This window comes from Shewanella sp. SM21 (assembly GCF_025654335.1).
In the GTDB taxonomy this organism is placed as follows: domain Bacteria; phylum Pseudomonadota; class Gammaproteobacteria; order Enterobacterales; family Shewanellaceae; genus Shewanella; species Shewanella oncorhynchi.
Map to the genome: position 1 here is coordinate 145,061 of NZ_JAKKRL010000009.1, position 19,516 is coordinate 164,576.

Sequence of the window (19,516 nt, forward strand, 5' to 3'; positions counted from 1 at the left end):
TTTGACTTAAGTCAAAATATTGCCAATTCCATCATGGATTGAAGGCAACTTATGTTAGGCTGTCATCACTACGTGCAGTAATCCTAATGTATTTTTCGATTAGATAGCCTTAGCAAGCTCAATAATTAAGCGTATTTAACCGCTAGCTATTTAACTGCTAAAAATCGACACCAGTATCGCAATGCTACCTGCAGCGAAGGATGATTGGGCAGCCATATATGGATTCTATAGTCCTTTTTTAGTCACTATATCCTTGTTATTTACTAAACATTAGCCAGTTCGATTTAAGATTCAGCATGATTTGATTCAACAATGATTCAAATTTTAATGCCATCAGAAAATATAAATTTATCAATGATATCTATAAGTTACATATAAAAGATATTAATCAGACTTGCCCGAAGAACGCAATTCGTCAGTCAGACCTAAAAAATAAGTGTTATCTTCAATAAATGGGCAAATAAGGATCACTAGTCAGCATGTCAATATCTGTACTCATCTGTGACGATTCCGCCATGGCACGTAAGCAAATGGCCCGCACACTTCCCAAAGAGTGGGATGTGGAAATAACTTATGCGACCAATGGTGCCGAAGGCCTTGATGCCATCCGCGCTGGAAAAGGCGAAGTGGTGTTTCTTGATCTCAACATGCCTGTAATGGACGGTTATGAAGTACTGCAAACCGTCCAGCAACAGGACTTACCCGCGCTGATTATTGTGGTATCCGGCGATATTCAAATCAAAGCTCACGAGCGGGTTAAAGCCTTGGGTGCGTTAGATTTTATTCAAAAACCGGTGAGCGCCGATGCCATCAGCAACATTTTACAAGATTACGGCATCTTAACGCTGACGCAGAAAGATCTCACCGACGAAGTCCCGATGATCAAAGTCGACATGCGCGACGCTTGCCAAGAAATAGCCAACGTTGCCATGGGACGCGCCGCCGATCTGTTAGCTAAGTTACTCGATGTATTCGTGTTACTACCTATCCCTAATGTGAACGTGCTTGAAGTCAGTGAGTTAACCATGGCGCTCAAAGCCACGGAAGAAAGCTCAACTGTATCAGCACTCTGCCAAGGTTTTATCGGTGCGGGTATTGCGGGAGAAGCCCTGCTTTTGTTCCATGATTCCAGCTTTAAGGACATGGCCAAGCTGATGGGATTAGCTAATCCAGAAGACAAAAATACTGAGATAGAAGTCCTAATTGATACTGGAAACGTACTGATAGGCGCTTTCCTTAACGGCATTTCTGAACAGCTCGACATGAAATTTAGTCAGGCTCACCCTGTCGTGCTGGGACGGCACTGCACGGTTAACGATCTGATCCATGATAATTCAGAGAAATGGCACCGAACTTTGGCAATGGAGATCAACTATCGGATTGAAGATCATAATATTCAATGCGATTTGCTACTGCTCTTCACCGAGGATTCTATCCCCACACTTAGCTATAAACTCGGCTATTTACTCGATTAACCAGTTGGATTTTATCCTATGTCAAATGACCAAAGCGCAATGAACGAACTACACTGGCTCATCGATATGGTACAAACCATAGAGGTGGGATTAGTGGTATTAGATCGCCATTACAATATCCAGCTGTGGAACGGTTTTATGGAGAATCACAGCGGTGTTTCCCCTAATTCGATCAAAGGTCAAAACCTATTTACCCGCTTCCCCGATCTGCCTGCCACTTGGTTAAAGCAGAAAATGGAATCGGTTTTCATGCTTAAAAACCGTGCTTTTATTAGCTGGGAACAACGTCCGTACGTTTTCCAATTTAAAAACTATCGCCCGATTACAGGCCGTGCAGACTATATGTACCAGAACGTGACCCTGCTGCCGCTGGCATCGCTCACGGGACAAGTGACCCATATCAGTGTGATTATTTATGACGTGACAGATATCGCCATCAACAAATTGCAACTTAAAGCTGCCAACGAGCAACTCGAACGCCTTAGCCAAACCGATGGTCTAACTCAGTTGCATAATCGTCGTCATTGGCAAGAGTGTTTAGACCACGAGTACGACTTGTATGCCCGCTACTCAGGTATGGCAAGTTTAGTCATGATAGATATCGATAACTTTAAACATATCAACGACAGCTATGGTCATGTGGCGGGTGATAAAGTCATTCAGCATATTGCGCACTTACTCAGCCAATCCTTACGTGATACCGACTGTGCAGGGCGTTATGGCGGCGAAGAATTTGCGGTTGTATTGCCTAAAACCAGCGGCGCAGATGCGATGAACTTTACCGAGCGACTCAGGGAGAAAATCGCCGCATCCGTCATAGTGTATGAAAGCCTTAAGATTACTGTGACGGTAAGTTTAGGCGTATGTGAAATTGGCTCCCATATTACCAGCAGTTCTAGCTGGATCTCCTGCTCCGATAAAGCCCTGTACGAAGCGAAACAAAAAGGCCGTAACTGCAGTGTTTTACATACGAGTAAAACAAGTAAATCCTAAGTATACCCAATAAAAATGCCCATCAATGATGGGCATTTTTATTTAAAACGAGTGAAGATTAAACTCGAGATCCGCCAACGAATTAATGAGGAAAACCATCATCTTCTTCGTCTTCATCTTCTTCGTCATCCATTTCATCGCCGACGAAATAGGTACCCCAACCGTCATATTCCACTTTCTGCTTTACCGCTAATTGCAGCAATTGCTCGGCCGCTTTGTCCAGTAATTCAACATCCAGTTTGTGGTGTGCGACAGCATCGAAACAGAAGATAATTGAACCATCCTCCAGTTCCATTTCTTCGGCATCATTCACCTCAAAACCTAATTTGAAGGCGTCCACAGCCGCTTTTTCAAGACGGTCAAAATTGGTCGATGAAAAGTGATGCTCAATAACATATTCCGCATCAGGCTCTGAGCCATCGTCAAGCAGGGCTTGCACTATGTCACGATTCTCTGCAAGTTGGGCTTTTAACTGACTTTCAATAGACATGGATTTGTCTCCGTTAAGGTAAATCTGGCTCAAATTGGCATTATACCCAAACAACCTGAAGATGCAGGATTCAGCGGGAATTTAACGCACTTTAGGTAAGGCGGTTATTTGCAGACCTAGCGGGCTAAGTTAAAAATAACCAACTCAGCATAAAGTGCTTTAAAACCCGCCGGGACGGAGCGCCTAGGGCACTCCATTTCCGTGTTGCATCAATTCAAAAGGTGACCGACATTCTTTCATTGATGCGCCTTGAATTGAAACACCCTAGGCGCTCTGAAACTCGTATCTTCAGGTAGCTTGGGTATATTATACGTCATCACTCGCGAGAGTTTTACCCATAAGTGCTGCCGCTTCTTGATTTATCTCAGCAAATCTCGCCGACATACTGGCATGAATTTGCGCAGAGAAGTTTTTCACATCGGCTTTATCTAAACCTGCGGTCGGCACAGGTGCCATCATATCGATGATGACGACACCGTTATTCCAGCGATTTAACTTAATATGGCTCTGACACGAAGCAACCACTGGCACCACTGGTACTCCCGCCGCGATTGCAGTATGGAAAGCTCCCGCTTTAAAAGGTAACAGACCACGCCCACGCGAACGTGTACCTTCAGGAAAAATCCATACGGATAGATTCTTCTGCTTAATTTTTTCAACCGTTTTAGCCATAGTATCAAAGGCACTGTGACGGTTTTTACGGTCGATAAGAATATTTCCTGACAACCAATAGATTTGACCGAATAGCGGCATCCACGCCAAACTCTTCTTGCCTAAACTCACTGTACCTTTAGGAACTGCTGTCGTATGAGTAAAGAGATCAAAGTTATTCTGATGATTTGCTAAGAAAATATACGGGCCGTCCTGCACATCTTCGTGCCGGCGAACAATCACTTTAATCCCAAGGATTGGCGCAACCGATGAGAAGATCTTGGCGAACATATGTACATTGTCGCGATGGCGAGGCCTTAATAAACACACTAAGCCACCAAAAATAAAGGCAAGCAACAAGGATACCGCCAACAACATTGATCTGACGATTAAAAGCACGATTTACTCCGACTGTAAAAGTGGCGACAGTATAGCCACCATGGCTTTGGGACTCAATATATTGTTTACATCTGTAAGCTGACTTGCTAACAAGCAAGCAAAAAAAGCCCATCGATATACTGAACCTCCAGTGTATCGATGGGCTTTAAGATTAATATCGAACTAAGCGTGGTGCTTGGGTAAGATTTCAGGCTCAGTTGCCTGAGGTGAGACTTTACTTAACACAAAGCGGATAACTAAGGCACTCACGGCCAAAGTCGCGACAATTGCCGCACCACTAGGGAGATCTAAGGTCGTCGACAGAACTAAGCCCAAAACATAGCCCAGTAAACCGACGAGGTAAGCGTAAAATAGCCGACCTTTACCACGGTACTTGTTCAACGCTAAAGCTGGCAATATCAAGGTACTGAACACCAGATAAACGCCTACTAATTCAACCGATAAGGTAATCACTAGCGCAAATAGCAGATAAAATCCTGCCCCGTCCAACATCTGGGGGCGCAGGAATATCGCTAATAACACCAGTGAATACACTACGGCCGGCAAAATCAGTTGTGACCAACTCACCCACAGGATCTGACCTGACATCAATTGCTTTAACAACTCGGCGCCATGTGGGTCGTTTGCCAGCAACAGCATTGCGGCCACCGCAGACAAGACGTAAAAGCAGCCAATCATAGCCTCCAACTCACCCGCCATACGCTTAGCTAACCAAGCGATAAACCCTGCACCAGCAAGGGCAAACAGCGCTGGCATCCACACATTAGCAAACGGCATATCTTCTAATCTGTGGTCCATGTGAGCGACAATCGCGCCTAAAGCGGCAACTTGCGCTATCGCTAAATCAATAAAAATGATGCCACGCTTAAGCACTTGTCTCCCAAGTACAATATGCGTCGACAACACTAAGATCCCCGCTGCCAATGCAGGTAACAGAATCGACATCAGCTCAAGATCAAACATAGGTTTATTTCACTCCATTTAAGAGGGAAATCACGCTGTCATACAGGCTAAATAAATCTTGGCTCTTATCATTCCCCCCCACAGACATAGGCAGCATTACCACGGGCAAGTTCGCTTTTTCACCCAGCCATTTTGCACCGCGTTCATCCTGATAAGATGCCACAACTACGGCCAGAATATCCCCCTGCTCGGCGCGCGTCAGCAGACTCGCTAAGTGGCCGCTAGTGGGAGCTAAACCCGGTTTTGGCTCTAAATCTGCCACTTGCTCGATACCAATCCAGTTGAATAAGTATCTGAAGCTTGAGTGGTAAGCGATCACTTTTTTACCTTGTAATCCCTTAGCTTGCGCTTCCCAACGCGGGACTGCGGCTTGCCAGCGAGTGGTAAAATCTGCCAGTGACTGTTGATAATCGGCCGCACCAGCAGGATCTAACTGAGTCAGCTTAGCACTCAGTGCCGTGGCGACTTTTAACAGTCGCGTCGGGTCAAAATGAATATGTGGATTGCCTTGAGCATGCACATCCCCCATGCTGCGATCGACACTGGCCAGTTTATCTAAAGTTTCAATTTGATCGGCTGCGAAAAATAAGCCTTGCTCGGTCGAGCGCACTTTTGCGTTTGCCGACTTCATCTGCAGCATAGGTAACCAACCCACTTCAAGATCGGCACCTGCGCACACCACAAGATCCGCCTGACGCATTTTAGCGATCAAACTCGGACGCGCCTGCACTTGGTGAGGGTCTTGTAATGCCGTCGTTGCCGAATAGATGCTAGCCGTTGGAGCAAGCTCCTTGGTCAATGCCGCGTATTCAGGTTCACAGGCAAACACATTCAGCTCGGCATGGGCCAAACCAGTATAAGTGACAGATAAGGCCACTGCGGCCAATTTAGCTAAATTAGAATTGATGCGCACCGTGAGCCCCCAGAGACATAATGTATTGAATAGTGAAGATGTTATCGTCTTCTATTCCATCGAAGTTAGTACCCTTTTGATTGGTATACTGGAAACGAACCGTCGAGAAGTGGCTAGAATGCCAAGCCAAACTCACCTCAGATTCCTTCAACTTTTGCCCATGAAAATGATCGCCATGGAGCTCTTGGGTATCAGCTTCACCATAACGCACCCCCGCTGACCAGCTCGGCGTGAATTGGTACACACTGCTCAGATACCAACCTTGGTGGTAATCTTGGCTCGGTGCATCCTCAGGATGTAAATCGATAGGTGTAAAATCGCTCACGCGATAGTACTCACCGCTCACAGTGAGATTTTGATATTTGTAGTTACCGTTAGGCGCCCACTTATAAACAAAATCAGCACCATAGGTATTTTTACCTGTGTAAGATGCGGCATGGCTATGACCTTCGTGCTCATCACCATGGGCATGCTCATCTTCATGTTCCCCTTCTTCATGGGCAGTCACTTGGCCATTTTCGTTGCGCAAGTAACTCAACCCCGCTTGCCATGAGCTGTTATCGCCTATGTCGCCACCAATTTTTGAGTACAAGGTATAAACGCCGACCTTCTTAAACTCACGCTCACCATGCTCATCGGCAGCACGTAAACTATCGCCTTTAAAGGCTTCAACGCCCATGGTCCAATACAAGTCCGTCGGCGCTACGTAGTTAAAACGTATACCGTCATCAAAATAATGTCCCCCTAAGAATGCACGGTAAACCACAGGACGGTCGGTGAAGGAATCAGTATGTAAATGTTGGTTATTGAGGTAACCAATGTCCGATAAGAAACGGCCACCACGGATAGAAAACCCCGCTGGCATTGCCATGGTTTGAATAAAGGCTTCTTCCAGATTCAGTTCAGTCTCACCGTCATGCATTTCAACTACTGCGGTGATTTTACCGTAAAACATATCATCGATATTGGCACTCATCGCCAGTTCAGTTTCACCTAAACCAAAGCCATCTGGACTCTCGGCTAATGGGCGCTCTCCCGTCTGATAATATCCATTTAGCACACCACTGATATTAGGGTTGGTCAAGCTCGAGTCTTCTGCAAATAAGCTAGGCGAAACGAGCGCACACGCCAAAGCCACCAAAGAAATTCGGGTATTTAAAACATTCATGATATCTCCAAAATACAACTAGCACTCGACGACCGATATAAAGTCATCAAGAAATACAATAAGTTAAAATTTTAAGTTGATTTAGAGAGCGAAGGGAGGCGCACGACTGCGATAAACACTGACGTGTTCAAAAATAGAGGAAGGTAAAATAAATTCGACCACATCTAAATGCTGTATAGCTAAATTCAGCGTCAGCGGATGGGTCAATAAAATCTTGTTGAGTTGGTGCTGATGGAAGCACAGAGTACAGTGAGTCTTAGCGCCATCATCAAGATGGGTCACACTATGGGCTGAGGCAGCAAGAGACAGCAATATCAGTACGGCAGCAAGCCATATCGAAATTGTGCGTCTAATGTGACTTTTAAGTCTCACTCAGTCGTCCCCATAGTTAAAAAGTTGCATAAGTCTATGTCAGTGCCATAGCAAGTTGCAATAAGGTAATCGCTTTGCAAAAGGTTACAAGATATTTGAGGTACCCAGTCTTACCAATAACTTCTTGTTTCAATAGCGGTAGGATCTTGCCAGGACACAGGTAAAAAAACGCATTTAAGATTAGCTTAAGTGAGTGTAACTATAGTGTATTTAGTTTTTATGTCTGCGAGCACAATGACGAAATCAAGCTCGATATGGCTCCGTTTTATCCACCTAAAGGCAACTATTATGCTAGCATTTTTTCGTGAAAACTTAGGGCTTATCTTAGGGATAGTCATCTTCAGCGCGGTGATATTTGGTGGTATTTATTACGTTGAGCACTCTTTAACGAGTCAAGAACAAGTCGTGCAGTAAACAAAGACTCATTAACCGCGGCTGCAGTTCACCCCTTAAACCCTCTTCGTTGCATTTTGAGCGCCTGCTAAAGGCGCTCAAATGATGTTCGTCTCTGGAAAATTGTATCGCCGATTTTCCTATCCATGACGAATCCACTTATTAGCCTAACGATACTTCTGTCTTTGATCGCTATCATCGACCTGCTCTGGCGCTTCAATGGTGATGACTTGATCCATAAAATGGCTCACAAACAACAACATCAACGAAAAAATCATTACAGGGATCGCAAAATACCGCACAGAGGCATCAAAGTAACTGTATCCCGCCGTAAATACACTCAAATAAAATCCTAATAACTTGAGTTTAGCCAATGTTGGACTGCGGCCTAACCAAGCCGAACAATGGGGGCAACGCACTTGAGCGTCGAAACCTTTGCCTCTTTGCTGGCTAATGTCACTGACCTTGATGTACTGATTACAATGGGAACACAACATGAAAACACGATTCCTAAATAACGATGCGCAAGTTTACCAGATACCGACTAGAGTTCGGCCTGTAAATACCCAAAATGTCGGAAAAAGCAGATAAAGCACCGCACTCAAGGTTAAGCTCAAATCAACCCTTCCCAAAAAGTTTAATTCCAAGGGCTATTTCACTCGCAGATATTTTACAGTAAATCCGGCAACATCTATCATACTCAGACATATTTCTACTTAAGATCACTCCTATGCACCGCTACCTCGCTCTCGTGTTTGCCCTGCTAATACCACTACTGAGCCTTTCATCCCAAGCGCAAACTGAACCTGTCGCTGCAATCGAAAGCCCATTAAGCACTCCTGTAACGCTCAAGGCAGAACTGGCAATGCTGCAACAGGCTATCGATACGGATATACGTAAACTAAAAAATGCCAAAGGCGAATTGAAGACAATTGTTGAATATCGAATTTAAAACAAAACCTTACAGTTACGTAATAAGATTAAAGATCTGCTCGAAGCAACGCCAATCGACAAGGCTTTTCTGCAGCCATTAATCCAAGGACAACTTAACTACATCCAACAAATTGATGCTTATATCGATGACAACATTAGTAAATTGGAACAGCAATTAGGTTCGAGCACAGATGATGCGACTCTGCTGGAAATATCAAAGCGCGAATTAGAAAAAGACACCTATTACAAGCAACAACTCGAGACGCTCAGTTGGCTCGAACAAGTTGGCCAAGATATTAGCGAAGCACAAAAATCACTGATGCAAATTTTAGTTGCTCGTGCCGATACGCTAGAAAGTTTAGTGACTTATACCCAGCAACAACTACAAACAGCAATCGATACCGCAACTAATGCAGGTAAAGATGTCACTTCGGCACAAACCAGCCACGTAATGATGCTAAAGGAACGCTTAGCACAAAATAGTCAGAGCTTAAATATCGACATCAGCCTACTCGACGCCTTAGGCCATGATACCGCCGCGCTGAAAAAGACACTCTTTAGTGTTTCAGGTGATATAACTCAAGATGTGTTGAACTTTGATGTGGCATCAAGTCTCGTTGAGCAGTGGCTAAATACGGCACAAGAACAAGCGATTAATCACGGCCCAACCGTCGTGTTTAAGTTATTTGTTTTCTGTTTGATCTTGTTTATTGCGGGTCTCGCCGGCAAGTTAGCCAAACAGATAGTGAAAAATACCGTTAGCAATTCTAAGTTGAATTTAAGTAAGTTATTACAAGACTTCTTCACCTCGCTATCAGGTAAAGCCGTCTTTACTATCGGGCTGTTAATCGCCCTTTCACAGCTTGGGATCGAACTTGGTCCCTTGCTCGCAGGCTTTGGTATCGCGGGTGTTATTATTGGTTTTGCCCTGCAAGATACCCTGTCGAATTTCGCCTCAGGCATGATGATCTTAATTTACCGTCCCTATGATGTGGGCGATTTGATCAACGCCGCTGGCGTCACCGGACGCGTCAGTCACATGAGCCTTGTCTCCACCACGATTAAAACCATGGATAACCAACGTCTTATTATTCCTAATAATAAGATTTGGGGTGACACAATTAACAACATCACAGCTGAGCATCAACGTCGAGTCGATATGACCTTTGGGATCAGTTATAGCGACAGCATCGAACAGGCTGAAGCGATTCTCAAGTCCATCGTCGAAGCGCATCCTAAGGTACAACCATTGCCAGAACCGACGATTAAACTACATCTATTGAGCGAATCTTCGGTCGACTTTATCGTTCGCCCTTGGGCAAAACCGGAAGATTACTGGGAAGTGTATTGGGACATTACCCGCGAAGTGAAAATGCGCTTTGACGCCGAAGGGATCAGTATTCCCTTCCCACAGCGTGATGTGCATATCTATCAAACTACGAAATCACCGCTTTAAACCAGCGTTAAATGAGAGAAGAAGGGCGTTGCAATGAGCTCGCCCTTATTTTTTATCTCTGGCCTATAAATCTCTGCATCAAGTGTTAGCCTAAGCCGACTATCTCACCTTGCGCATCAATATCAATTTTTAAGTAACCCGGTTTCAGCCCAAGTCCTGGCATAGTCATCACATTCCCCACCAAGGCGGTAATAAACCCCGCACCAGCATGCAAGACTAAACCACGCACTGGGATCTCAAAGTCCTGAGGAACGCCCTTTAAGCTAGGATCGTGACTAATTGATAACGGCGTTTTGGCCATACACAGGGGCAAATGTCCATAACCTAATACGGCCAGCTGCTGCGCCTGTTGTTTGGCCTCGATAGAAAGGCTAACGCCCGCTGCGCCATACCCCACTTCGGCTAAGGTGGATAACTTAGCCTCCAATGAGGCTTCATCTGAATATAACAGCTTGAACTGACTCTCGGTTTCAGCGGCGCGAACCACAGTCTGCGCTAAGGCGACAGCGCCCGCCTCCCCTTGGCTAAAAGCATCGCTGACCTCACAGCCAAAGGCGCTGCTCGCGTTAACAGCCGCAGTTAGCCATTGCAACTCGGCATCAGTATCAATGGCGAAACGGTTAATGGCAACCACCACAGGAATACCATATCGAGCCACATTGTTGATATGCCAGTTTAAATTTTCAAAGCCCGCTTCGAGTCGAGCCTGATCTGGTAGATTGATATCTGACGCAGACACCAAACCACTATTGGCCTTCAGCGCTTTTAAAGTAGTGACCAGCACAGCGGCAGCGGGCACCTGACCCGATTGACGCACTTTGATATTACAGAACTTTTCAAAGCCCATATCTGATCCAAAACCAGCTTCAGTCACCACAAAATCCGCCAGTCTGAGGGCGATATCATCAGCAATAATGGATGAATTACCGTGGGCAATATTGGCAAAGGGTCCCGCATGGATCAGGCAAGGTGAACCATTTAAAGTCTGCATTAACGTCGGCTTTATCGCATCCGCCATGATGGCCGTCATCGCACCAGCGACACCTAAGTCTTCGGCTGTGATCACTTGCCCTTGAGTATTTAATGCCAGCACTAGACGACCTATTCGCGCCCGCATATCCGCCAAATTATGACTTAAGGCTAAAATCGCCATTAACTCAGAGGCGGCGGTGATATCAAAACTGGAGGCGTACTCTGGGCCATTATTATCGCCTAAGCCCACCTGGATTTGCCTAAGACAACGATCGTTGTGATCGACCACTCGGTGCCAACGGATCTCACTGGGATCTATATCCAAAAACGCTTGCCCAGATTGCGCCTCAAATTCCGCCTTACCTAAGCGCGCTTCATGAAATAGCCGCGCCGCAATCGCTGCAGCCCCTAAATTGTGGGCACTGCTCACGGCATGAATATCACCCGTGAGATGCAAATTCATCTCCTGCATGGGTACCACTTGCGCATAACCGCCACCCGCAGCACCACCTTTCACCCCAAATACAGGCCCCATGCTGGGCTGGCGAATACAGGCACAGGCCTTTTTACCTATGGCATTTAACGCTTGCGTTAAGCCAATGCTCGTCACTGTTTTACCTTCACCGTGAGGCGTAGGCGTGACTGCGGTGACGATAATCAATTTTCCTTTGCGTTGCCCAGCTAAACGCTGCAACACACTGAGCTCGACCTTGGTTTTAGTGTGACCAAATTGCATCATCTCTTCGGGTAATAGACCTAAGTCGGCGCCCAGTTCATTAATGTCTTTTAGGCTAGCGCGATTCGAAATATCCATATCTGTCAGCATGCGTCGATTTCTCCCTTTCAAATACGCTTTGGTTTAGTATGAGGGGTTGCTAAGCACAACACTCATTGAATAGGGCGGATATTAGGTGATTGGCTTTAAGATATATAGCCATCGAAAGGGTTAATGAGCGATTCCTTAATCTGCATCAAATAATCTGTCCTGCGTTCGAGCGGCTCAAGAGCGCCGTCGCCGCCAATGAGATCGAGCTCAGTCATTAGCAATGGTTCAGTATCTGGTAGGCATCTATGGGTCACAGCGTACCTTGATTTTTGTTTCTCAAAAGCAACAACCATAAACAACAACGGCGCCAGAAGGCGCCGTGGTTGTATGTATTATTGAGTGCGGCTTAAAACTGCACATCGCCACTTAAATGAGGTCGACGGCCTTTGCTGTCACGTAATTCAAATACCATATTATTAGCATTCTGCTCATAGCCAAATCCAACATCGGCAGGCATCAACAGTGGCAGTTTAAAGGTCACATCCACAGTAAATGGACGATCGCCAATGCTTGGCATCAACTCCGCCAAACAACGGGCCTTAGACCACATACCATGGGCGAGCACGCGATCAAAACCAAAACGCTTTGAGAGCACAGGATGCAAGTGGATCAAGTTATAGTCACCAGATGCCTTAGCATAACGACGACCTAAATCTTCACTCAAACTCCAGCTTTGTGGCGTTTCCCACGCCATATCAATGGCTTTAGGTGGACGAACCCGACGTCCAGCAACATCGATACGATATAAATAGGTGGAAAGCGATTCCCAAACGAGTTCTTCACCCACAAACGCCTTAGACACAAATTCAAACTCTAAGCCAGAATCCGTCTCACGGCTTGTGGTCAAGGCACACTCGAGGGAGAAAGTCTCGTCAACCGTTACAGGGCGATACACTTGAATGCGGTTCTTTAGGTGGATCATCCCAAGCAGTGGGAAAGTGATGCCATCGTGGGTAAAAATCACCGCATGCAGGCGAAATGCCATCACGTACAAATAGGTTGGCGGCAGCACTTTACCGTCAAATTGAAAACCACACACCTGCGCATATTGGCTTACTTTAGTTTCAGACACAGTCACATGCGGCGCAGTCACCTTTATATAGGGCAGCGGTTGCTGATCCCAACCCGGCTTACGGCCAAAGAAGATCTTGCGATAAAGAGAAAACAGCGACGGCATCGCGTTCAATTCAACACAATATGCATTATTCAAGTCTGAGTACCTTTTAATTAACTATCCCTTGGCACATAAATGCATTGCCATAAATTACCCCGCACAGACGAGTAACGTCTGCTCAATCAAGTTGATAACGAGTGTAAAACAGGCAGTGCTGCGTCTTAATAAGGGCTGATGCTGACTCTCCGAATGGACAACTATACCCAAACAACCTGAAAATGCAGGATTCAGCGGGAATTTAACGCACTTTAGGCAAGGCCCTTTATTGCTCCTGCATAAATGGCATTCACGCCATCCATGGCGATTGCGGTTATTTGCGGACCTAGCGGGCTAAGTTCAAAATAACCAACACAGCATAAAGTGCGTTAAAACCCGCCGGGACGGAGCGCCTAGGGCACTTCACTTCCGTGTTGCATCAATTCAAAAGGTGGCCGACATTCTGTCATTGATGCGCCTTGAATTGAAGCATCCTAGGCGCTCTGAAACTCGTATCTTCAGGTCGCTTGGGTATATAGAGTCAGGTTTGGCGAAAACGGCGTGATTATAACCCAGAGCACAGAGTTCTGTGTATCCCTAAGTTTAGTAGGAATAATTACTACAAATAAAATCAATAGATTAATAATTAACGATGCAAATTTATCCATCTCAACTCGGCAATAACATCTCCAGAGTGCGAAAAATTTACGACTGTGCCACACTATCGTTCCACTCTCCTTAACCTAGTTATCACGTGCAAGATAAGAATTTTGATAAGCTCGCGCAAAAATTTGCGAAAAACATCTATGGTACGCCCAAGGGCGAAATTCGTGCCGCAGTGCTATGGCGCGACCTCGTCCCCGCGCTGGCAAAACTGGGGGATAAAAAACTCAGAGTATTAGATGCAGGCGGTGGTTTTGGTTACTTTAGCCAAAGATTAGCGCGCCTCGGCCACGAAGTTGTACTCTGCGACATCTCTGCTGAGATGCTGGCTCAAGCCAAAGAACAAATTGATGCCTCACCTGAACCATTAGCTATCCAGCTTATCAATGCGCCTATCCAAGCATTATCGGTCGATAACCATGGCTATTTCGATATCATACTGTGTCATGCAGTCGTCGAATGGTTAACGGATGCTAAGCCCACTGTAGCGGGTTTACTTACTATGCTAAAACCCGGCGGATTATTCTCTTTGATGTTTTACAACAAAGAAGCCATGCGCTTTCATGCTTTAGTGTCGGGCAATTTCGATTACGTCGCCGCTGATTTAAAAGTGAAGAAGAAAGTGCGACTAACTCCCACTCATCCGCTTTATATTCAAGAAGTTAAAGATTGGTTTGGCGAGTGGCGAATGTCGCTCATCAGCCAGTCTGGCGTGCGTGTAATCCACGACTATTTGAAAAAGAGTCAGCCCGCGGATTTCGACTATCACAAGCTGCTACAAATGGAGCTGGAGTACTCGCAACGCGAACCCTATATTTCGCTGGGCCGATATGTGCACTTTTTAGGGCAAAGCTCTGCAGTGTGAGCGCGTGTAGTTACAAACGCGCTGCCTAAACGATTACTGACAAGTCTGTTTCCAGCAGGCGCTCACTTTGGCGCCTGCTTGCTCTAGCAATTGCACCACGCTTTTATCCCCCACCACATGGCCAGCACCAACCACCACAAACAAAGGTGAAGTCACGTCAGTCGAGCCCATTAATTTTATAATGCCATCGGCCATCACATGGTTTCGCTGCCAGAGGATTTTCTCTAGCATTTTAGTGTCGCCCTCGCCGCCCATTTGCTCCTGCATTATGGAATCAAGCTCAGTTTCATTACCTGAACGCCAAGCCGTTATTAACGATAAAAGCTCCGCATCCGATGCGCTAATCGCCTCACGCACCATAGACCACTGCTCTTGACTATTAAAAGACGCTAACAATTGAAATTGTGACTCTGCAGTTTCCAACGGATACACAGGCAAAGTCGCATATCGAGCCATCAACTGCATATCAACGCCATAATCCGTGCTGTAACCTAAGTCGTTATAACGCAATAAGTTAACTTGAGTAGCCTGCAGCCAAGGTGCGAAAGATTGTATCGACTGACAAACATTTGCCGTGGCCGCGCAATAGGGCGTCATGCTCTCGACCGTTTGCTTATCTCGGCTCTGCCAATCTAAACCCTTAGTTTTATCGGCGCGGCCGTATTGTTGCAGTAAGGCTGTGCTATCGACTTTATTGATATCGACTTCTACAACTAAGCCCTTAGCTTTACCCAACGCGGTTTCAATTTGGGTGGGTAAAGGATAAAAGTCGGCACGTCCAATATGAATCGAACCCAGCAAATACGCGCTCTTGCCTTGCCATTGCACTTGATAAAATGGTGGTTTATCGGTTTCTGCGCCCACCACTTTTGCGCTCAAACCCGCTAACGCCATAAAACAGATTGATGCAATTAGTCGCCATTGGCTTGTTGCCATATCCTTTGCCCCTTATAATTCCTGCAAATTTTGCAATGAGACGCTGTTATGCCACATACCAAGGTTATAGAGCAACTGAAAGAAAATCTTCAAATCGCCTATCGCCAAGCCATAGACGCCGACGCTAAGTTAGATGAGCTAAAGAAAGCTGGCCATGGAAACTTCACCAGCATATTCACGGCAGAACAAGGTTTTATCGCTTCGAGTAATCGCTTTCTGCCCTATGTGCAAGAGTTGGTCGATGACTTAACTCGCATGGAAGAACATCAAACGCTCGATCCTAAAGAACTCGAAACCTATGTGCGTCAGTTAGGCGCATTACTGCAAACATTGCAGGCCTTTAAGAAGCAAAGCTAAACCGAGATTAGGAGCTGAAACTCACCTTAGATTTCAGCTCTTTCCATGGCATATCTAATCAAGCCCACCAACACAGATAGATAGCACTAAGCTTCCCCAAAACTGTCATCATTTTGTCATTTCTAAGTCATAGACTCCGCTCACATAGACGAAGGGGCTGACGTAATGACAAGTTTAGATCTGGCTAAAGAGCTCGATAAAATAATCTCTAAAGCTGCAATCAGTCCCTTATTTCAGCCAATTTTCAATATATTAGAACATAAAATTCATGGTTTTGAGGCGTTAAGCCGTGGCCCTGAACACAGCCCGTTATACTCCCCAGTCCCGCTATTTCAGACCGCCGAACATCAAGGTAAATTAAGCGAGCTAGAAACCCTTTGTCGCCGTATTTCACTCGAGCAATTTAAGTTGCGTCAGTTTCAAGGCAAGCTGTTTATCAATATCTCGCCTAAGGCATTATTAGATCCCGCCCACCCCAAGGGCATGACCTTACAACTGCTGCAACAACTCGGCATAGCGCCATCACAGGTTGTGATTGAACTATCAGAGCAATACCCCGCCGATGATATCGATTTACTCAAATCCTGCTTGAATCACTATCGTAGCCAAGGTTTTTTAACGGCCATCGATGACTTAGGTGCAGGTTATTCGGGTCTGAGACTCTGGTCAGAATTGTCACCCGACTATGTCAAAATCGACCGTCACTTTATCCATCAGATTGATTCGACTCCCGTCAAACAGGAATTTGTCCGCTCGATTGTGGAGTTATGCCAAAGCTTAACCTGCAAAGTGATAGCCGAAGGAATTGAAACGCAAGAGGAATTAGCCGTACTCAAACAACTGGGTATCGTCTATTGCCAAGGCTACTTACTCGGTCGTCCAGAAGTACTCCCCTGCCGCGCGATGAAAGCGACCTTAGTGCCGAGCAATACTCAAATTCAACCTAGATACAGCGAATCGGCCGAGAGCCTGTGCACGAGCGCCATTACCGTAGCGCCCACGCTTAAACTCAAATTCTTAAGTGACACCTTTATCTCGCAACCTGCATTACAGGCGGTTGTAGTGGTCGATAACCTGTTGCCACTCGGTATTATCAGCCGCGCGACCTTACTTGAACTCTTCAGCACACCCTATGGTCGCGCCTTACATGAAAATCATGCTGTGAGTGAAGTAATGGACCCGCAAGTCATCCAGATTGAGGCCAACGAACCGTTATCCACCGTAAGTCAATTACTGACCTCAGAGAGTGCTAATACGGTAGCGCAACAGTTCATTATCCTTCGCCGTGGTAAACTACTCGGCATAGGCCATACCAAGGATTTGCTACAAAGGATCACAGAGCACAGAATTAAGATGGCGCGCCATGCGAATCCTCTTACAGACTTGCCGGGTAATGTGCCCATTCAAGAGGAATTAAAACGCCTTAAGATCCAAAAGAAACATTTTTATCTAGCCTATTTTGATCTGTGTAACTTTAAGCCCTATAACGATATTTATGGATTTTGCCGTGGCGATGAAGTGATTTGTGAAGTGGCGAATCTGTTACTGAAGTATAAAAGCGACAATTGCTTTGTTGGCCATGTCGGCGGCGATGACTTTGTCATTATCAGCACCTGTGAGCATATGATCAGCCGTTGCCAGCGAATTCTAGCGGATTTTGAAACCCATAAGCATTTGTTTTATAGCGCCGAGCATTGGCTGGCCCAAGAAATGCTCGCCGACGATAGAAAAGGTGAAGCCTGTTACCATCAATTGATCAGTCTGTGTGTAGGCATTTTACCACCCGCACTCACCTTTAACGCCCATGAACACAGTCTATCGACCTTAAGTGCTAGGGCCAAAAAACAGGCAAAATCCGCAAATAACGGATTTTACCTATTAGAAAATCATCTGATTATCGACACTCAGGCCCTAACGGCATAGCTAAACAGCTTAAATCCTCAGCATTAGCGACTGATATGAGATATTAAAGTTGTGGTGCAATCGTCTTCTTTAACCACTCGGTTAACATTTTGGTTTCATACATAAAAGGTTTATCATTTAAAGATTGGATCCCACCCATAAACCCCATATCCGACAGTTTTTCATCACCCGCGATAATCACTTTATCGTTTTCCATGACTTGATAAGAAAAAGTCATACGCGGCGGATAAATGTCTTTGATAATGCGTAAATCATTGGCGGTCGCACCAAATGTTGGATGCATATCACCCGCAAGATCAACATCGGTAATGGTCATTTCAAGCTTTTGATTTGGCTTTAAAATCTTCGTGGCTTCTTTATTGATGTTTTCAGTTAAGGTTTCAAATAAGCGCTTCTCATAACGGGATTGGAGCTCCCCTGATGATTTTATATCGCGATAATCTTTAGGACTTTGCCAAACAATTTTAACCACACCATCTTCGGTGACGGGATCCACAGGCGCTTCATCGGCCGCCCAAGCCGCACTGCAACTTAATACACCTGCGAGTAAAAGGGACTGAATTTTCATGTTTGCCTCCAAGGCCTAGATAACTTTCTGAGAACCACAGTACAAAATCTAACCTGAACTAGAGCTTAACGCAAAACGGATATAAGTACAGCAAATGTTCCGTAAGCTTTTGTATAATTAAGTAAATATTATTTAACCACCACAACCAATACGTATCTTTTTGTATCGGAATTGCACCAAGTAAGTGCATAGTTATCAATTTGTGAACATTTCACGCGCATAACGACAAAAAAAGCGTTATCCTTCCGCTATTGTTTACATTGCCCACTTAATAAAAAATGAAATTCCCTGTTGTACCTGTGTTCATTCTTATCCTGTTTACCTGCGTCGTAAGTGCGATTTGGTTTATCTCCCCGAGTGACAAAAATACTGGCCCTAAAACTTGGTCAGCCTTTATCTACAACCATGGCTATGATTCAGGAAAGTATAAAAAAACTGATAACTTTGACAGCTATAATACTTGCCGCGATTTTGCACGCGAACAATCTGCCTTCTACGACAATGTGCCTTGGGAATGTGGATCTATGTGCCAGTTCGATACTCGTAAGCAAGGATTTCAATGCGAAGAAATGAAGAATGAGCACTAACTAACCATTCAGTATAGGTTCAATATTTATACAATAAACTCAGCTCCTCACAGTAAAACTCGTTTTCTTTACCGTCTAAGGATGCACGATTTAGAACTAACGTGTTAAACGTAATTTTTAACTTGGAGCTTACCTATGAACCTAAAAACGGCTTATCTATTCAACCCATATTCACGAAAACTCGCTTTATTGGCACTGCTGACAATCGGAACGAGTATCAGCCTTCCAAGCCATGCTGCACCATTGACCATCAGCCAGCAACAAGCTGTTACTGTTCATTTGAGTAAATTGGCTCAGGCGCAAAATGCGGCTGAACATCAAATGACAGAGCAGCTTAAGCAAGATTTTAGTCAACAATTAACCGCGCAAGAACATGAGTTTATGAGCGACATCTGCCCTAAATACGGCATGACCTTCGATGTCACTACCAACGCTTGCTTACGCTCGTAAGGTATTGCCAAGA

The 19,516-nt window shown here is 45.3% G+C and carries 19 protein-coding genes and 1 pseudogene; 9 read left to right on the forward strand and 11 right to left on the reverse strand.

The features are described from left to right. The first annotated feature begins 479 nt into the window (after positions 1-479). Together L5L94_RS13845 and L5L94_RS13850 are read left to right on the forward strand one after the other, a co-directional pair. On the forward strand, positions 480-1,475 hold the full coding sequence (locus L5L94_RS13845) for a response regulator (RefSeq protein ID WP_028759518.1): 996 nt from the start codon (positions 480-482) through the stop codon (positions 1,473-1,475). An 18-nt stretch (positions 1,476-1,493) separates the two neighbouring features. Continuing rightward, a complete protein-coding gene (locus L5L94_RS13850; RefSeq protein WP_113939163.1) occupies positions 1,494-2,468 on the forward strand; it encodes a sensor domain-containing diguanylate cyclase in 975 nt (324 codons plus the stop codon). An 82-nt stretch (positions 2,469-2,550) separates the two neighbouring features. Here L5L94_RS13850 and rraB read toward each other — a convergent pair whose 3' ends face one another. The 6 genes from rraB to L5L94_RS13880 all read right to left on the reverse strand — a co-directional run bounded on the left by rraB (position 2,551) and on the right by L5L94_RS13880 (position 7,424). Next, a complete protein-coding gene (gene rraB / locus L5L94_RS13855; protein ID WP_113939164.1) occupies positions 2,551-2,958 on the reverse strand; it encodes a ribonuclease E inhibitor RraB in 408 nt (135 codons plus the stop codon). A 306-nt stretch (positions 2,959-3,264) separates the two neighbouring features. Further along, positions 3,265-4,008: a 1-acylglycerol-3-phosphate O-acyltransferase gene (locus L5L94_RS13860; protein WP_105250295.1), complete on the reverse strand. Its 744-nt coding sequence runs from the start codon at positions 4,006-4,008 to the stop codon at positions 3,265-3,267. A gap of 162 nt (positions 4,009-4,170) precedes the next feature. Further along, on the reverse strand, positions 4,171-4,971 hold the full coding sequence (locus L5L94_RS13865) for a metal ABC transporter permease (protein WP_263163652.1): 801 nt from the start codon (positions 4,969-4,971) through the stop codon (positions 4,171-4,173). A 4-nt stretch (positions 4,972-4,975) separates the two neighbouring features. Beyond that, on the reverse strand, positions 4,976-5,884 hold the full coding sequence (locus L5L94_RS13870; RefSeq protein ID WP_173913152.1) for a metal ABC transporter solute-binding protein, Zn/Mn family: 909 nt from the start codon (positions 5,882-5,884) through the stop codon (positions 4,976-4,978). Next, the gene (locus tag L5L94_RS13875) at positions 5,868-7,052 is read right to left on the reverse strand and encodes a hypothetical protein (RefSeq protein WP_263163654.1); all 1,185 of its coding nucleotides are present in this window, start codon (positions 7,050-7,052) and stop codon (positions 5,868-5,870) included. Before L5L94_RS13875 ends, L5L94_RS13870 begins: the two co-directional genes overlap by 17 nt. A gap of 81 nt (positions 7,053-7,133) precedes the next feature. After that, complete coding sequence (locus tag L5L94_RS13880; protein ID WP_263163656.1) at positions 7,134-7,424, reverse strand: ABC-type zinc uptake system zinc chaperone; 291 nt, start codon at positions 7,422-7,424, stop codon at positions 7,134-7,136. A 288-nt stretch (positions 7,425-7,712) separates the two neighbouring features. Between L5L94_RS13880 and L5L94_RS13885 the strand changes: the two genes are divergently transcribed. Further along, entirely contained in the window at positions 7,713-7,838 is a 126-nt protein-coding gene (locus tag L5L94_RS13885; RefSeq protein ID WP_105250299.1) for a hypothetical protein, read from the forward strand. Positions 7,839-7,984: 146 nt separating this feature from the next. On the opposite strand, the gene L5L94_RS13890 is transcribed toward L5L94_RS13885, so the two are convergent. Then, a complete protein-coding gene (locus L5L94_RS13890) occupies positions 7,985-8,314 on the reverse strand; it encodes a hypothetical protein (protein WP_105250300.1) in 330 nt (109 codons plus the stop codon). A 233-nt stretch (positions 8,315-8,547) separates the two neighbouring features. On the opposite strand from L5L94_RS13890, the pseudogene L5L94_RS13895 reads away from it, so the two are divergent. Beyond that, positions 8,548-10,206, forward strand: a pseudogene (locus tag L5L94_RS13895) (mechanosensitive ion channel family protein). A gap of 85 nt (positions 10,207-10,291) precedes the next feature. Here the strand turns inward: L5L94_RS13895 and L5L94_RS13900 are convergent. Both L5L94_RS13900 and L5L94_RS13905 read right to left on the reverse strand, forming a co-directional pair. Further along, on the reverse strand, positions 10,292-12,004 hold the full coding sequence (locus tag L5L94_RS13900) for a formate--tetrahydrofolate ligase (protein ID WP_263163658.1): 1,713 nt from the start codon (positions 12,002-12,004) through the stop codon (positions 10,292-10,294). Positions 12,005-12,350: 346 nt separating this feature from the next. After that, positions 12,351-13,181 (reverse strand): MaoC/PaaZ C-terminal domain-containing protein, encoded by an 831-nt coding sequence (locus tag L5L94_RS13905; protein WP_106651707.1) that lies wholly within the window; start codon positions 13,179-13,181, stop codon positions 12,351-12,353. Positions 13,182-13,908: 727 nt separating this feature from the next. On the opposite strand from L5L94_RS13905, the gene L5L94_RS13910 reads away from it, so the two are divergent. Beyond that, positions 13,909-14,682, forward strand: a complete 774-nt coding sequence (locus tag L5L94_RS13910) for a methyltransferase domain-containing protein (RefSeq protein WP_263163660.1) — start codon at positions 13,909-13,911, stop codon at positions 14,680-14,682. A gap of 33 nt (positions 14,683-14,715) precedes the next feature. Here L5L94_RS13910 and L5L94_RS13915 read toward each other — a convergent pair whose 3' ends face one another. Next, positions 14,716-15,618 carry a TraB/GumN family protein gene (locus L5L94_RS13915; RefSeq protein ID WP_263163662.1) on the reverse strand — a complete coding sequence of 301 codons (903 nt, stop codon included), beginning with the start codon at positions 15,616-15,618 and terminating at the stop codon, positions 14,716-14,718. A 48-nt stretch (positions 15,619-15,666) separates the two neighbouring features. Between L5L94_RS13915 and L5L94_RS13920 the strand changes: the two genes are divergently transcribed. Both L5L94_RS13920 and L5L94_RS13925 read left to right on the forward strand, forming a co-directional pair. Then, positions 15,667-15,975, forward strand: a complete 309-nt coding sequence (locus L5L94_RS13920; RefSeq protein ID WP_105250305.1) for a prephenate dehydrogenase — start codon at positions 15,667-15,669, stop codon at positions 15,973-15,975. 165 nt (positions 15,976-16,140) lie between these two features. Continuing rightward, positions 16,141-17,898 (forward strand): GGDEF domain-containing protein, encoded by a 1,758-nt coding sequence (locus L5L94_RS13925; protein ID WP_263139846.1) that lies wholly within the window; start codon positions 16,141-16,143, stop codon positions 17,896-17,898. 43 nt (positions 17,899-17,941) lie between these two features. On the opposite strand, the gene L5L94_RS13930 is transcribed toward L5L94_RS13925, so the two are convergent. Next, the gene (locus L5L94_RS13930; RefSeq protein WP_263163664.1) at positions 17,942-18,466 is read right to left on the reverse strand and encodes a DUF3016 domain-containing protein; all 525 of its coding nucleotides are present in this window, start codon (positions 18,464-18,466) and stop codon (positions 17,942-17,944) included. A gap of 278 nt (positions 18,467-18,744) precedes the next feature. Between L5L94_RS13930 and L5L94_RS13935 the strand changes: the two genes are divergently transcribed. Both L5L94_RS13935 and L5L94_RS13940 read left to right on the forward strand, forming a co-directional pair. Further along, positions 18,745-19,053, forward strand: coding sequence for a hypothetical protein (locus tag L5L94_RS13935; protein ID WP_105250308.1), 309 nt, complete (start codon positions 18,745-18,747; stop codon positions 19,051-19,053). A gap of 135 nt (positions 19,054-19,188) precedes the next feature. After that, positions 19,189-19,503 carry a hypothetical protein gene (locus L5L94_RS13940; protein WP_263163666.1) on the forward strand — a complete coding sequence of 105 codons (315 nt, stop codon included), beginning with the start codon at positions 19,189-19,191 and terminating at the stop codon, positions 19,501-19,503. Positions 19,504-19,516: the final 13 nt, after the last annotated feature.

Bases quoted from the DNA above. Each gene is read 5' to 3' on its own strand.
- L5L94_RS13900 (WP_263163658.1), bottom strand. From the start codon at position 12,004: ATGCTGACAGATATGGATATTTCGAATCGCGCTAGCCTAAAAGACATT.
- L5L94_RS13915 (WP_263163662.1), bottom strand. From the start codon at position 15,618: ATGGCAACAAGCCAATGGCGACTAATTGCATCAATCTGTTTTATGGCG.
- L5L94_RS13865 (WP_263163652.1), bottom strand. From the start codon at position 4,971: ATGTTTGATCTTGAGCTGATGTCGATTCTGTTACCTGCATTGGCAGCG.
- L5L94_RS13885 (WP_105250299.1), top strand. From the start codon at position 7,713: ATGCTAGCATTTTTTCGTGAAAACTTAGGGCTTATCTTAGGGATAGTC.
- L5L94_RS13935 (WP_105250308.1), top strand. From the start codon at position 18,745: ATGAAATTCCCTGTTGTACCTGTGTTCATTCTTATCCTGTTTACCTGC.
- L5L94_RS13850 (WP_113939163.1), top strand. From the start codon at position 1,494: ATGTCAAATGACCAAAGCGCAATGAACGAACTACACTGGCTCATCGAT.
- L5L94_RS13920 (WP_105250305.1), top strand. From the start codon at position 15,667: ATGCCACATACCAAGGTTATAGAGCAACTGAAAGAAAATCTTCAAATC.
- L5L94_RS13925 (WP_263139846.1), top strand. From the start codon at position 16,141: ATGACAAGTTTAGATCTGGCTAAAGAGCTCGATAAAATAATCTCTAAA.
- rraB (WP_113939164.1), bottom strand. From the start codon at position 2,958: ATGTCTATTGAAAGTCAGTTAAAAGCCCAACTTGCAGAGAATCGTGAC.
- L5L94_RS13890 (WP_105250300.1), bottom strand. From the start codon at position 8,314: ATGTTGTGTTCCCATTGTAATCAGTACATCAAGGTCAGTGACATTAGC.
- L5L94_RS13905 (WP_106651707.1), bottom strand. From the start codon at position 13,181: ATGCCGTCGCTGTTTTCTCTTTATCGCAAGATCTTCTTTGGCCGTAAG.
- L5L94_RS13845 (WP_028759518.1), top strand. From the start codon at position 480: ATGTCAATATCTGTACTCATCTGTGACGATTCCGCCATGGCACGTAAG.
- L5L94_RS13875 (WP_263163654.1), bottom strand. From the start codon at position 7,052: ATGAATGTTTTAAATACCCGAATTTCTTTGGTGGCTTTGGCGTGTGCG.
- L5L94_RS13940 (WP_263163666.1), top strand. From the start codon at position 19,189: ATGAACCTAAAAACGGCTTATCTATTCAACCCATATTCACGAAAACTC.
- L5L94_RS13930 (WP_263163664.1), bottom strand. From the start codon at position 18,466: ATGAAAATTCAGTCCCTTTTACTCGCAGGTGTATTAAGTTGCAGTGCG.